Raw genomic sequence first — 12,942 nt, 5'->3', positions numbered from 1 at the left:
TTCATCCGCTTTAGCATGAAAGCGTATATGGAAGCTTACGGATTTAGCCAAGCCTCCCGAGGACCGGGAACGTCTCCAGTAGCCAGAATGAGAAGGATTGCATGCCGCCTGTCAGGAACAGGACGCCTGCAACGACCAGAAGCGCGCCCATTGCCTTTTCCACCTTTCCAAGATGCACGCGGAAGCGGGACAGGAAGCGCATGAAGGCACCGGAAAAGAGTGCTGCGATCAAAAACGGAATGCCGAGGCCCAGCGAATAGATTGCGAGCAGAAGCGCCCCCTCGCCGACGGTGCTGCTGCCACCGGCCAGTGTCAGGATCGGCCCCAACACAGGGCCGATGCAGGGCGTCCAGCCGAATGCGAAGGCCAGCCCCATGACGTAAGCGCCGAGCGGCGAAGCAGGCGCGTTGCGTGCCTGAAAGCGCGCCTCGCGCGACAGGAAGGGCAAGCGCAGCAGGCCCAGAAAATTGAGGCCCATAAGTATGATGACCATACCGGCGACAATGGCGATCTCCTGCTGCCATGCGCGCAAAAATGCACCGATAGACGATGCGCCAGCACCCAGCGCCACGAAAACTGTGGTGAAGCCGAGGACGAAGCAGATAGCGGCAAAGGCAAGCGAGCGACGCGCGGACGGTTCTGCCGCAACGCGGGCGGCTTTATCAGCGCGAAAATCTTCAACGCTCACGCCAGCCATATAGCAAAGATAAGGGGGCACCAGCGGAAGAACGCAGGGCGATAAAAAGGACAGCGCTCCCGCACCAGCCGCCGTCATGTAGGAAACATCGAGCACGATTACCTCATTCGTTCATGAAATTGCTTGCTGCCCGGGCGAACCGCAGGCTTATATAGACCAAGTTTTGTGCAACTCTGAATATTTTTGATAGAACAGGACATTAGAACACAAGTTTGCCCAAAATCGGGATCACTCCCCGCCTTTACTATAATTTGTTAATTGCTCCAACTGGACGACGCTCCGATGAGCTTGATTGATGATGAAGTGCCTTCTCAACATAACGCTGCGTCTTCCGGGCCTTTAGGCTGGCTGAGGCGATATCAGCATTTTCTGTTTCCGGTTGCGGGCATCGCCATCGCGCTGCTGGCGATCTATGTTCTGGAAACAATGCTCCAGCACACGTCGCGTTCGGAAACGCTTGCAGCACTGCATAGCATTTCCTGGACGACGCTGTCGCTCGCCGTCTTCTTTACGGTGTTGAGCTATGCCGCTGTCGCTCTTTACGATGTCGTGGCCGTAGACACCATCGCGCCAAACCAGATTCCGCGCCGTATCGCGGCGGTTGCAGGCGCTGCGGGCTATGCGATTTCCAATGCGCTCGGCTTTTCGCTTTTGACCGGCGGCGCGCTGCGCTATCGCATCTATGCCGCCGAAGGCGTCAGCCTCGCCGATATCGGCAAGATCGTCGGCACATCGTGGTTCGCAATCTGGTTTGCGCTGATCATCATGGTCGGGGCTGCACTCCTCATCGATCCCCAGGACGTGCCTTGGCTATCCACCATCGATTCGCGCATCGATATCGTGGCGGGTGTGGTTATCCTCGGCGGCATCGGCTGGCTTATCTACTGGCTGTCGCATGGCGAGCGCAGCGTCAGGATCGGCTCGTTCAGCCTGCGCCTCCCCAATTCCAAAGGCGCACTAATCCAGATTTGCGCCGGATTGGTCGACGTCGGTGCTGCCGCAGCCACTTTATACGTTCTGATGCCTTCTGACGCAGTGCCAAGTTTCGCCGTCTTCGCACTCGTCTATGTGATCGCCATTGTTCTCGGCATCGCCAGCCACGCGCCCGGCGGCCTCGGCGCCTTCGAAGCAACGATCATCGCCGGGTTGGGCCTCGGCGGAAAACCGGACGCCATCGCAGCACTTCTCGCCTATCGCATCATCTACACGGTCATGCCGCTCGTCGTGGCAACGGCTGGCATTCTCGTCTGGGAAGCGATGCGGCGGCGTCAGATGCTGGGCAAACAGGCCGCCTTCGCCAAACGCCTTTTCGAGCCTCTGGTGCCAAGCCTTTCCGCTGGCATCATCTTTCTGGGCGGCATTATCCTGCTTATTTCGGGCTCGACACCCAATTTGCGCTATCGCGTTGAGCTTTTGTCCGACATCGTGCCTGAATTCCTGATGGAAATGTCGCATCTGGCGGCAAGCCTCGTGGGCGTCGCGCTGCTCATCGTTGCGCGTGGCCTTTCCAAGCGTCTGGAACGGGCTTGGGTTGCGGCGATGACGCTGCTTCTCAGCGGAGCGGTGTTTTCACTCGCCAAGGGCCTCGACTGGGAAGAAGCCGTCATTCTCTGCATCTTCGCTTCAACGCTCTGGAATTTTCGTGATTCCTTCTATCGCCGCCCGATATCCGGACCTTTCGAACTGAGCTGGAACTGGATCACCACAGTCGGCACCACGGTGCTTGTTTCCACATGGCTTGGCTTCTTCGTTTACCGGCACGTCGAATATTCGAGCGATCTGTGGTGGGATTTCGCATGGAGCGGTAATGCGCCACGCTTCCTGCGGGCGACCGTGCTGGTTTTTGCAGTGGTCGCCGCTGTCGGCCTGCATTCGATCATCAACCGCAACAGCCATCGCAGGCGAAAGGTCGATTATTCAATCCCCGAAGCAGTGCCTCCTCTGGTGGCGGAATGTCCGCATACGGACGCGGCGCTGGCCATGCTGGGCGACAAGCAGTTTCTGCTCGCACCGGATAACAGCGCCTTCATCATGTATGCCCAATCCGGTGGCAGCCTGATCGCGCTCGGCGAGCCGATCGGCAACCCCGAAACCGGCAAGGAAACGGCATGGTCGTTTCACGCGCTTGCGGACAGATTAGCGCTGCGCACGGTTTTCTACGGCGTTGGCCCGCAAAGCCTGCCGCTGTTTCTCGACATGGGGCTTGTCGCGCTGAAACTGGGCGAAGTGGCCCGCGTGAACCTGACGGACTTTTCACTGGAAGGGCCGCGTCGCCAGCCATTCCGCTATGCCGACCGCAAGGTCGACAAGGACGGCCTCACCTTCGAAATTATTCGGGCCGCTGACATTCCACCGACCCTCCCGCGCCTGCGTGAAATTTCCGACGCCTGGCTCGATTTCAAGTCAGGCAGCGAAAAGGGATTTTCGCTCGGCTATTTTGACGACGACTATATGCAGCGCTTCGATGTCGCCGTGCTGAAAAGCGAAGGCGAGATCGTGGCCTTTGCCAATCTGTGGCGCGGCGCAAACAAATACGAGATCACCGTGGACCTGATGCGCTATATGCCCAATGTGCACAAGCTGCTGATGGATGCGCTTTTCGCCAAGCTGCTCATGTATAGCAAAAACGAAGGCTACCAGTGGTTCAATCTCGGCGCGGCCCCGCTTGCCGGACTGAGCGGCAGCAGGCTCGCCTCGCGCTGGAACCGGCTCGGCTCCTTCATCTACAAGCGCGGTGCGGACCTCTATCATTTCGACGGATTGAAAGCCTTCAAGGAAAAATTCGATCCTGTCTGGACCCCGCATTACATGGTCTGCCCCGGCGGACTGGAAACACCGCGCGCCCTTCTCGACGCCACAACCCTGATCAACGGCAGCCCACTGGAGTTCATCCGTAAATGAAGAAAGAACGCGTCCTCTTTACCGTGGTCGGGCTTGTGCTGCTTGGAGCGGCGGGCGTTTACGCGTCGCTGCATACTGGCAAGATCGCCCGCATGTGGACCAAACTTACAGGCTCCGAGGAGCCGGTCATTCATGCAAGCGCCGAACGGCTGTCGAACATCCCGGTCTATATGCCGAACGGTGACCCGGTCGGACTTACCATCCTTCTCAGCGACGAGGCGGGCATCGGCGAGAAGGAGCGCGCCTATATGGACGCGTTGCTTGCGAAAAACATGATCGTTTTGCCGGTTGAACTCGGCCCATGGCGTGCTTCGCTCGATAAGGAAGACGGCGAGTGCAACTATCTCGACTCCGATTTTGAGGCCATCGCCAAGGAAGCGCTGCGCGGGCTTGATCTCGATGTCTATTTCCATCCGGTGCTGACCGGCATCGGCCAGGGTGCGACGATTGCCTATGCCGCGGCGTCGGATTCGCCCGATGCGACCATTGCGGGCGCTGTCTCGCTCGACCCTGCCCCGGCGAAAACCCGCCTGCCCTCCTGTACAGAAAAGGCGGCTGCGACGAAAACACCGGATGGTGCATTTACCTATGCTTTTGGCGCCCAGATACCAGCACCTGCTCTGGTGGTCGCCCCTCCCGGAACGGAGACCAACAACCCGGTCGAAGCACGGCAACAAAATATCGCCGTTCTCCAGAGCGCCAAGGATTTCCCGGCGCGCATGAAAATGGCGGTTGATAACATTGTCGCCATGGCTGATCAGGACGCCAAGAATGAAGCCCTGCCGATTGTCGATCTTCCCGCCAAGGGCGGCAATGCGGAGATGGTCGCGGTCTTCTATTCCGGTGACGGCGGCTGGCGCGATCTCGACAAATCCATCGGCGAATGGCTGCAAGCGCATGGCGTGCATGTCATCGGCGTCGATTCTCTGCGCTATTTCTGGTCGGAGCGCACACCGGAAGAAATCGCCAAAGACACCACGGCAATGATCAGGAAGGCCGATCCGACAGGGAAATTGCCTGTTACGGTGCTTGGCTATTCCTTCGGGGCCGATACTTTCCCCTTCGCGTGGAAATATCTCGATCCAGCCATTCAGGACCGCACAAAAATGATCGGGCTGCTTGGTGTCGAAACCACGACAACCTTTCAGGTCTCTATCGAAGGCTGGCTTGGCATGGATGGCGACAAGGATGTCGTTCCGGCAATTTCCAGCATTCCGCTCGACCGCGTCGTCTGCGTCTATGGCGAGGAGGAAGACGACACCGCCTGCACGGCAAGCGAGTTGAAGGGCATGGACGTCATGAAACTGGCGGGTGGCCACCACTTCGACGAAAACTACGAGCCGATTGCAGCCGCCCTGCTCGACAAAATGCGCGCACGCGCCGGTCTGCCGCCGCGCCCGTCAAGCTGACGGGCGACTTCCGGTAAAGGCGCTAACCCTTTATCGCGCCTGACGGATTTTGCGCGCCGAGCGCCCTTTGCACCGCCACGCGGGCCGAGGCGAGATCGGGCATGACCCAGTTCGGCTCGCCACCCAGAAACTTGTCGAGGAAGGCTATCGCATAGCCCGGCATGTCGGCCACGTTTTCCCGGTAAGACCACCAGGTTCGCAAATCGTCCGCACAGGCGTCGATATCCTGTGCCACGCCGAATTCCTGCTCCTGCACGGCGGCAATCGCGCAAATGCAGTAATTGGTATAGAGGAACCCCTCCGGCCAGAAGGCGATAATGTCGTGTTGCGGCGTATTCTCGCCCTCGTTCGCCTTCGGGATCAATAACCCCCGGGCAGGCGACAGGCGGATCAGTTCACGCAGAACCAGCCCGGCGGCAAAGGTGATGAAATCCTTGCGGTCCACCTTGGCATAACGCTTGTTCTGCTCGACCAGTTCTACCCAGTTCAGAAAAGCTTCCGTCAGTTTCTGCTCGTCGATCTCATAATCGACACCATAGACATCATGGAGAAGACTGGCGTGTTTGCGAAACGTCGCCCTGAACCAGCGCAACTGCCGCAAGCGACGCCGCAAGTCCGGCATCGATGTCATCTGGTTCTTCAAAAGCAAATCCATATTCCACGCCTCCAATGCCGACAGACCATATGCGAAACCGCTACCGTTGTCAGCTTGTCCTTCCCGCAATCTTCACCTCATAATTATACATATTGACATTTAAGAAAACAAATGTTCTGTGAAGAGACGGAGACTGGCGGCGCTCAAAGACGCACGAAGCCTCCGGTGGAGGAGGAGAAAATGGCTATCTGGCAATGGGCTTTACTGGCTTTGGCTCTTTTATGGGGGGTCCAGTCGCTGGGCGTCTGGTTTCAGATGCGCCATTACTCCGACGTGCTGAAAGGCGTCACATCCCGCTACTCTGACGGATTCGTGGGTGCAGGCCATGTACGCGGGCGCTTCGGCAAAGGCGTCATTGTCATGATCGTGGTTGACCGCGACCTGAAGGTCCGGCGCTTTCTCGAAATGAGCGGACGAACCGTGTTCGCGAAGTTCAAGCGGCAGGAAGCCTATGAGGGCATGCCGCTCAATGCCTTGCGGCGTGAACAGGAAGCGCTCGAAAAGTCACCTGTCAATGCTGCCGCAAAGCAGGCGATGGACCAGATCGACCGCATCCGCGAACAATCCGACGGCACGTCTCTCGAAGGACTGAAGCTGGCGCACGCCTGAGCGTGTGTCCAACCGTGAACTGGGTGGCAATGTTCAAGGGGTATCGCCCGACGAGGACGGGCGTGGAGGAGGAGAAATGTCTATAGCTGCAATGCTGGCGCAAGGCGCCGATACGACCTTACAGTCCTTGCATGTGGCGAGCCAGATGGCCGCCAACATAGCAACGGACGCGGTGTTTCACGGCAAGCTAGCCGTCGAACACGGTAGCGATAACCTTGTGCAACTTGCACAGGCAACCGGCACGGACAATCTGACTGTCGATCAGTTCAAGGAACGACTGCAAAACGTCACGCAGGAAGAACAGCTGGGCTGGCTGGCCTCGATCGGCAAGCACTTCATCGGTATTTTCCAAAAGGGTGGCGAAGTGTTTTCCGGTTTCGTGACCGGCATCATTCCGACCCTGGTGGTTCTGATGACCGCCTTCTACGCAATCACCGAACTCGTCGGCGAAAAGCGCGTGCACGGTTTGGCACAGGGGGCGGGCCGCATCGCGCTAACCCGTTATACGGTTCTGCCGGTGCTGTCGGTGTTCTTCCTGACCAATCCGATGGCCTATACCTTCGGTTCGTTCCTTGAGGAAAAGCACAAGCCTGCCTTTTACGACGCGGCAGTGTCCTATGTGCATCCGCCACTTGGCCTCTTCCCGCATATCAATCCCGGCGAATATTTCGTCTGGGGTGGCGTACTCGTGGCGCTGCTTGAACTGGAAAAGAAAGGCGCTGTCGCCAATGGCTATCACATCAATGTGGCCATCTGGTACGCCATCGTCGGCCTCGTCGTGATCCTGCTCAAAGGCATGCTCACCGAACGCATCACCGCCATCATGGCGCGCCGTCAGGGCATCGAGCTTTAAGGCGCGCGGGAGGACATCATGGCCAAAACCTACAAATCCGTTAGAATTTCCCACGGCTCCGGTGGCTGGGGCGGACCGCTTGTCATCCAGCCCACCGAACAGCGTAGCAAGATCGTATCCGTGACCGGCGGCGGCATCCATCCGCTCGCCAGACAGATCGCGGAAATGACCGGAGGCGAAGCCGTAGACGGTTTCCGCGCTCCGCCCATTGAAAGCGAAATGGCTGTCGTCGTGGTCGATTGCGGCGGCACCGCCCGTTGCGGCGTCTATCCGCGCAAGCGCATCCCGACCGTCAATCTCACGCCCGTGGGCCAGTCCGGCCCGCTTGCGCAGTTTATTACCGAAGACATTTATGTCTCCGGCGTGAAGCCCGAAAATGTCGTTCCTGCCGATGGCTCCGAGGCTCCTGCCGCCACCGCGTCCTTTGCAGCCGCAGCCCCAAAGGCCGACGAAAAGCCAGCAGCGCCAATCGATACATCGAATGATGGCGGCCTTGTCGGGCTGATCAGCCGGATCGGCCGCGTCATGGGCCGTGTCGTCGGCATTTTCTTCAACGCCGGTCGCCGCACCATCGATCAGGTCATCCGCAACGTTCTGCCATTCATGGCTTTCGTGACGATGCTGATCGGTCTCATTCTTTACACCGGCATCGGCGATATTCTTGCCCAGCCGATGGGACCACTCGCCAACAATATCATTGGCCTGCTTGTGCTGTCGGCTATCTGCGGCTTGCCGTTTCTTTCTCCGATCCTTGGACCGGGCGCAGTCATCGCGCAGGTAGTGGGTGTGGCCATTATCGGCCCGCAGATTGCCAATGGCACCATCGCTCCGGCAATGGCCCTGCCCGCGCTCTTCGCCTATAACACGCAGGTCGGTTGCGACTTCGTGCCAGTGGGTCTGGCGCTCGGTGAAGCCAAACCGAAGACGATTGAAATCGGCGTGCCTGCGATCCTGATCAGCCGCCAGATCATGGGCCCTGTCTCGGTGCTCATCGCCTGGCTCGTCAGCCTCGCCGTGCTTTGACGCAAACTGGCTCGTCGCATCAAAGCGGCGGGCCGCTCCTCCCAATCTCTGCCTTTAATTTTCGGCATCCTCATCTCCCCAATTTTTGGAGGATGCCGATTGAGTGAAATTGAAAAGGACTGCCGCCATGCCGATACATCTCAAGACACGGATCACCGCAATTGGTCCCGAAGTGGCTGATCTCGCCGAAGGCGGCGTTCTGATCCTGTTTGCAGAGGGCTCTCCGCCCGAACTCGCGGAAGTCTCGGTGATGCATGCAGTCGAAGACGGTCCGCAGGAAGCTGCGCCGCCGGTTGGCGCGCTCATCACCATTGGCGACATAACGGCAAACATTACCGCTGTTGGAGCAAGCGCCTGGCAGAAAGTGCGTGACATCGGCCATGTGGTGATATCGTTTACCGGGGCCGACTCGACCGACCGTCCGGGCGAAATCTGTGCCAGCGAAGTTGACGGCGCCGCTTTGGTTGCCGTTCTGCGCGAAGGACATATGATCGTCATCAGCGACTGATCTCAAGAAGCATTCATGATCCAAGGCTCTCAAATGGAACGCTCCACCATCGTCCGGGTGCATGAAGGGCTGCATGCGCGCCCCGCCACTCGTTTCGTCAAGCTCGCCAAGGGGTTCGAGTGTAATATCGAGATCGCAAAGAGCGGCAAAAGCGTCAGCGCGAAAAGCTCCGTTAAGCTCATGCTGCTTGGCGTGAAGGAAAATGACGAAGTCACCGTCAGCGCCGAAGGGGCTGACGCGATTGAAGCACTGGAAGCGCTGATCGGCTATCTCGAAAACCCGCGCGCGGGGCTTGAGGAAAATGACGGCGCAGCCGTTGCCGCGGTGGTGGAGACTGCTCCCGTCACCGCCCCGGTCGCGAGTGTTGCGATTGCAGCGTTGCCGGAAGGCCAGATCAAGGGCGTTGCCGCCAGTGAAGGTCTTTCGCTTGGCGAGGCATTTCCGTTTTTCCCTGCCGAAATCACGCCCGGCACCGGCAAGCTGGCACCTCACGAAATCGCACCGGAAATCAGCCGTTACGAGGCCGCTGTCGCAACTGTTCAAGAGCGGATGGAACATTCGCTCGCGCGCGACGATCTCGCCGAAAGTGATCGCGGCATCGTTGCTGCATTGAAGGATATTGCCTCCGACGACAGCCTGCGGGACGAAGCACACGCCCTTATTCGCGGCGGCATGGATGCGGTCTCCGCAACGCTCGGCGCTGCCTCGACGGTCGCGCAGCAATTCGCCAACCTCGACGATCCCTATCTCAATGCCCGCGCCGACGATGTGCACGCAATCAGCCGCCAGATTTGTCTCGCCTTGCTCGGTCAGGAAGACCTCAATCTCGACGGACTACCGGACGGTGCCATTCTGATCGCCGAAGACATCGGCGCTTGGGACTTGGCCCGCGCACCGCTGAAGCGCATTCGCGGCGTGGTTTGCGGCCATGGCGGCGCGACCTCGCATGTCGCGATCATCGCGCGCACGCACGGAATCCCGGCAGTGCTTGGACTTGGCGACGCTGTTCATAGACTGAAGACAGCGCGACAGGTTGCCGTCGATGGCAGTGCGGGCATTGTCCATCACGACCCGAATGCCACCGTTCTGGCCGAAATCGAAAGCCGCATTGCCAAGGCCACGGAAGAACAGCGTGCGCTGGACAAGTATCGTGACTATACGCCGCGCCGCGCCGATGGCGTGGTGATTGAGGTTGCGGCCAATCTCGGCGCTTTGGAGGAAATCGAAGCGGCCCAGACCGCAGGCGCGATGGGCGTCGGCCTGTTCCGCACCGAGCTTCTGTTCATGAAGCATATCCATTTGCCGTCCGAAGACATGCAGATGGAAACCTATGCATCACTTCTGCGCGCTTTCGCCCCCCAGTCTGTCATTGTCCGCACACTCGATATCGGCGGTGACAAGCCCGTCGCCGGCATCGAGTTTCCCGAGGAGGAAAACCCGTTCCTCGGCTGGCGCGGCATCCGCATGTGCCTTGACCGCCCGGAGGTGTTTAAGCCGCAATTGCGCGCCCTGCTTCGCGCCTCAGTGCACGGCAAACTGAAGGTCATGTTGCCGATGGTTTCCGATATCGAGGAGATCCGGGCGACAAAAAGCCTGATTGCCGAATGCGAGCGCGAGTTGACAGCAGAAGGCAAGCCTTACGGCACGTTTGAACTGGGTGTTATGATCGAAACACCGGCAGCGGTTTTCGCAGCCGATCAGCTGGCCAAGGAATCCGCCTTCTTCTCCATCGGCACCAATGATCTGACGCAATATGTCATGGCGGCAGACCGTCTCAACCCGACGGTCGCGAGGCTCAACGACGTGCATCATCCAGCTGTAATGGCGGCCATTGAAATGACCGCGAAAGCAGCCACGACAGCGGGCATCATGGTCGGCATGTGCGGAGAAGCGGCAGGCAAGCCGGATTTGATCCCGGAATTTATCCGCATGGGACTGACCGAGCTCAGCATGAGCCCGGCTTCCATTCCCCGCGCCAAGAAGATCATCGCCGATCTGTTTGGCGACTTAAGGTAGGTGGGCAATCAGCGTCGCGAAGAGGGTTTCGAGCTTCTTCGCGTCGCGGGTCTCTGCCGCATCCACCAGCCGTTCATAGCGTGCTTCCAGCACCATAAACACGCTTTCCAGCGGATCGATATCGGCGAGATCGGCAGGCTTTACGGTCGCCAGCCCGCAAGCGAGGCAAGTAGCGGCAAGCCCGACCACTTCCGCCTTGCGCAGATTTTCCGGGTCGCACGAGACTTCCAACGACGTCAAGCGGACAGGGCTTTCAGCCAGATATTCCAGATAAAGCGCGGCCAGCGCCTGTGCAACCTTTCGAGGATCGCGCAGAAGTTCCGCGTGCTTGCGCAACAGACGCCCGTGGATGACCGAAAAAGCCGCTTCGTGGATAAGTGCGTTTTCAAGTCCGTAGCGCCGCATCGTTCCCTTGAGGAAATAATACATATCGCTGCGGAAACCGCGCGCACCTTCCGCACCGGTGCCGAAATAAAAGGATAGGCTGCGCATCTGTGGCGCGCCATGATGTTTGGCCGGTTCAGACGAAATAATCGAGATTGAGATCGCCTCGGCGGCGGTCAGCGCCGTATCCATCACGCCTGCGGCATGGCCCAGAAGCGCTTCCGGTGCGGGCAGGCTGGTTTCGGGCGCACGCGAACTTTGCCGGGCGCGTCTGATCACGTAACGCACGTCACGCAGACGGTCTTTCAGATTGACGGCGATTTCATCGGAAAGTGTGCGCAGCATGATCGATCTCTTCCTCCTAGCGAGGCCAACAATCGTATCTTAACCGATACAAAAGAAGTATTGTTTTCCTCGTCCCGGAAAAGCAATAGGGTCCATATCACAAAGACGCAAACTGCAAGAATTTTGGGGAATCGATTTGAGAAAGACCGCCAAGGGGAAACGGAACGCAGCTGAAACCAACGACCTTCTGGTGGGCTCCGAAGGCGTTGCAGCGGAAAACCGCACCAGCCGCCTCAGAACCCGTGCGGCGTGGATGTATTATGTCGAGCAGATGACCCAGAGCGATATTGCCGATGCGCTGGGTGTTGGCCGCGTGACCATTGTGCGTCTTCTTGCCGATGCCCGCGCCCGCAACGAGGTGAAGATCACCATTGAAGGTAAGCTTTCGGCTTTGACCGCGCTGGAAGCGGCGCTTGAAAAGGCGTTCAGGCTGGAACAGGCCATTGTCGCGCCCCTCTCCTCTGCCGAGACCGATCCGATTCCTCCGATAAGTGCTGCGACCGGCGCTTATCTGTCGGAAAAAATCCAGCACGGCATGCGCATTGGTGTCGGCTGGGGCCGCACTTTATCCAGCACCTTGCAGCATATCGGCTCGCGTCCGGTGAACGATCTTAAGGTCATTTCGCTTCTCGGCGGCATTGTGCAGCCACGACGCTCCAACCCGCCCGAATTTGCCTGGCAATTCGCGCAGATGCTGCAAGGCGAAGGCTACCTTATCCCCGCGCCCGCCCTCGTGGACAGCAAGGAGACTCGCACAGCCCTGATTGAACGTTGTGGCCTGAACACAGTGCTGGACATGGCGGAAGATCTCGACATGGTGTTGCTCAGCATTGGTGGCATCGAGACCGCCAGCAGCACGTCCTACCGCGTGGGGCTCGTCGATGAAGAGCAGAAACAATCGCTGCGCGCCAATGGTGCGGTCGGCGACGTTCTGTTCCATTTCTACAATGCCGATGGCCGTATCGTCGATGATCCGGTGCATGAGCGCGTCATGTCGGCCAGCATCGAAAGCTTGCAGAACACGCCGCAACGCATCCTGACATCCGGCGGCAAGGAAAAGATCGAAGCGCTTCTCGGCGCGATGAAACTTCTGCGTCCAACGGTGTTCATCACCGACGAGGAAAGTGCCGCCGAAATGCTCCGGCGCATCGGACATTCCGTTCCGAACTGAACCGCTCAGTAGTGAGAATACAAATAGTTAGGGCGCTTTCGTGATCCTGCACGAAAGCGCCCTTTGAAATGGGCCGAAATTACTTGCGCAATTCGGCTTCGATTTCGTCCAGAACCTTGTCCTTGCCGATGCCGGTCAGGAATGCGAGGCCCTTGATGACCCGCTTCTCGACTGCGGCGGAAATAGGCGTCGTGGAAACGATGAAATCCACATTGTCAGCCAGAGACGGCACTTCGGTCGCCTTGGCCTGCTGGGCGTTGAAGGTCAGCCCGCGCTTTTTCATCTCTTCGGTGACGGCAGCATTCACGGCAGTGGATGTTGCGACGCCGGTGCCGCAGGCAAAGAGAATCGTTTTCATTTTGGCCATTTTG

General features: G+C 58.7%; 12 protein-coding genes. 8 read left to right on the top strand and 4 right to left on the bottom strand.

The annotated features are described in order from the left end of the window. Positions 1 to 43 precede the first annotated feature (43 nt). Positions 44 to 793, bottom strand: coding sequence for a cytochrome c biogenesis CcdA family protein (locus tag FIC94_RS01655; RefSeq protein WP_140023702.1), 750 nt, complete (start codon positions 791 to 793; stop codon positions 44 to 46). A gap of 186 nt (positions 794 to 979) precedes the next feature. Between FIC94_RS01655 and mprF the strand changes: the two genes are divergently transcribed. Then, the gene (mprF, locus tag FIC94_RS01650) at positions 980 to 3,598 is read left to right on the top strand and encodes a bifunctional lysylphosphatidylglycerol flippase/synthetase MprF (RefSeq protein WP_140023701.1); all 2,619 of its coding nucleotides are present in this window, start codon (positions 980 to 982) and stop codon (positions 3,596 to 3,598) included. Beyond that, entirely contained in the window at positions 3,595 to 5,007 is a 1,413-nt protein-coding gene (locus FIC94_RS01645; protein WP_180917870.1) for an AcvB/VirJ family lysyl-phosphatidylglycerol hydrolase, read from the top strand. The genes mprF and FIC94_RS01645 overlap by 4 nt, the downstream gene beginning before the upstream one ends. 22 nt (positions 5,008 to 5,029) lie before the next feature. On the opposite strand, the gene FIC94_RS01640 is transcribed toward FIC94_RS01645, so the two are convergent. Then, positions 5,030 to 5,662, bottom strand: coding sequence for a hypothetical protein (locus FIC94_RS01640; protein WP_140023700.1), 633 nt, complete (start codon positions 5,660 to 5,662; stop codon positions 5,030 to 5,032). A 180-nt stretch (positions 5,663 to 5,842) separates the two neighbouring features. On the opposite strand from FIC94_RS01640, the gene FIC94_RS01635 reads away from it, so the two are divergent. From FIC94_RS01635 to ptsP, 5 genes are all read left to right on the top strand, one after another. Next, the gene (locus FIC94_RS01635; RefSeq protein WP_140023699.1) at positions 5,843 to 6,271 is read left to right on the top strand and encodes a transcriptional regulator GutM; all 429 of its coding nucleotides are present in this window, start codon (positions 5,843 to 5,845) and stop codon (positions 6,269 to 6,271) included. 76 nt (positions 6,272 to 6,347) lie between these two features. Next, complete coding sequence (gene srlA, locus FIC94_RS01630) at positions 6,348 to 7,124, top strand: PTS glucitol/sorbitol transporter subunit IIC (protein WP_109367540.1); 777 nt, start codon at positions 6,348 to 6,350, stop codon at positions 7,122 to 7,124. Positions 7,125 to 7,142: 18 nt separating this feature from the next. After that, positions 7,143 to 8,147 carry a PTS glucitol/sorbitol transporter subunit IIB gene (srlE, locus tag FIC94_RS01625; protein WP_140023698.1) on the top strand — a complete coding sequence of 335 codons (1,005 nt, stop codon included), beginning with the start codon at positions 7,143 to 7,145 and terminating at the stop codon, positions 8,145 to 8,147. A 127-nt stretch (positions 8,148 to 8,274) separates the two neighbouring features. Then, complete coding sequence (locus FIC94_RS01620; protein WP_140023697.1) at positions 8,275 to 8,655, top strand: PTS glucitol/sorbitol transporter subunit IIA; 381 nt, start codon at positions 8,275 to 8,277, stop codon at positions 8,653 to 8,655. A 33-nt stretch (positions 8,656 to 8,688) separates the two neighbouring features. Further along, a complete protein-coding gene (ptsP, locus tag FIC94_RS01615) occupies positions 8,689 to 10,671 on the top strand; it encodes a phosphoenolpyruvate--protein phosphotransferase (protein WP_140024016.1) in 1,983 nt (660 codons plus the stop codon). Here the strand turns inward: ptsP and FIC94_RS01610 are convergent. Then, positions 10,663 to 11,400 carry a hypothetical protein gene (locus FIC94_RS01610; protein WP_140023696.1) on the bottom strand — a complete coding sequence of 246 codons (738 nt, stop codon included), beginning with the start codon at positions 11,398 to 11,400 and terminating at the stop codon, positions 10,663 to 10,665. The two genes, ptsP and FIC94_RS01610, sit on opposite strands and share 9 nt — an antisense overlap. A gap of 136 nt (positions 11,401 to 11,536) precedes the next feature. On the opposite strand from FIC94_RS01610, the gene FIC94_RS01605 reads away from it, so the two are divergent. Next, entirely contained in the window at positions 11,537 to 12,571 is a 1,035-nt protein-coding gene (locus FIC94_RS01605; RefSeq protein WP_140023695.1) for a sugar-binding transcriptional regulator, read from the top strand. 79 nt (positions 12,572 to 12,650) lie between these two features. Here the strand turns inward: FIC94_RS01605 and FIC94_RS01600 are convergent, their stop codons facing one another. Next, positions 12,651 to 12,938, bottom strand: a complete 288-nt coding sequence (locus FIC94_RS01600) for a PTS sugar transporter subunit IIB (RefSeq protein ID WP_078340332.1) — start codon at positions 12,936 to 12,938, stop codon at positions 12,651 to 12,653. Positions 12,939 to 12,942 lie beyond the last annotated feature (4 nt).

It is taken from the genome of Ochrobactrum teleogrylli, from assembly GCF_006376685.1.
In the GTDB taxonomy this organism is placed as follows: domain Bacteria; phylum Pseudomonadota; class Alphaproteobacteria; order Rhizobiales; family Rhizobiaceae; genus Brucella; species Brucella teleogrylli.
Note: the sequence above shows the minus strand (reverse complement) of the source record. Positions and strands in the feature narration are given on the sequence as shown.

Excerpts from the sequence above, each read along its gene's own strand:
- mprF (WP_140023701.1), top strand. The coding sequence starts at position 980 with ATGAGCTTGATTGATGATGAAGTGCCTTCTCAACATAACGCTGCGTCT.
- FIC94_RS01645 (WP_180917870.1), top strand. The coding sequence starts at position 3,595 with ATGAAGAAAGAACGCGTCCTCTTTACCGTGGTCGGGCTTGTGCTGCTT.
- FIC94_RS01640 (WP_140023700.1), bottom strand. The coding sequence starts at position 5,662 with ATGGATTTGCTTTTGAAGAACCAGATGACATCGATGCCGGACTTGCGG.
- FIC94_RS01635 (WP_140023699.1), top strand. The coding sequence starts at position 5,843 with ATGGCTATCTGGCAATGGGCTTTACTGGCTTTGGCTCTTTTATGGGGG.
- srlA (WP_109367540.1), top strand. The coding sequence starts at position 6,348 with ATGTCTATAGCTGCAATGCTGGCGCAAGGCGCCGATACGACCTTACAG.
- srlE (WP_140023698.1), top strand. The coding sequence starts at position 7,143 with ATGGCCAAAACCTACAAATCCGTTAGAATTTCCCACGGCTCCGGTGGC.
- FIC94_RS01620 (WP_140023697.1), top strand. The coding sequence starts at position 8,275 with ATGCCGATACATCTCAAGACACGGATCACCGCAATTGGTCCCGAAGTG.
- ptsP (WP_140024016.1), top strand. The coding sequence starts at position 8,689 with ATGGAACGCTCCACCATCGTCCGGGTGCATGAAGGGCTGCATGCGCGC.
- FIC94_RS01610 (WP_140023696.1), bottom strand. The coding sequence starts at position 11,400 with ATGCTGCGCACACTTTCCGATGAAATCGCCGTCAATCTGAAAGACCGT.
- FIC94_RS01600 (WP_078340332.1), bottom strand. The coding sequence starts at position 12,938 with ATGGCCAAAATGAAAACGATTCTCTTTGCCTGCGGCACCGGCGTCGCA.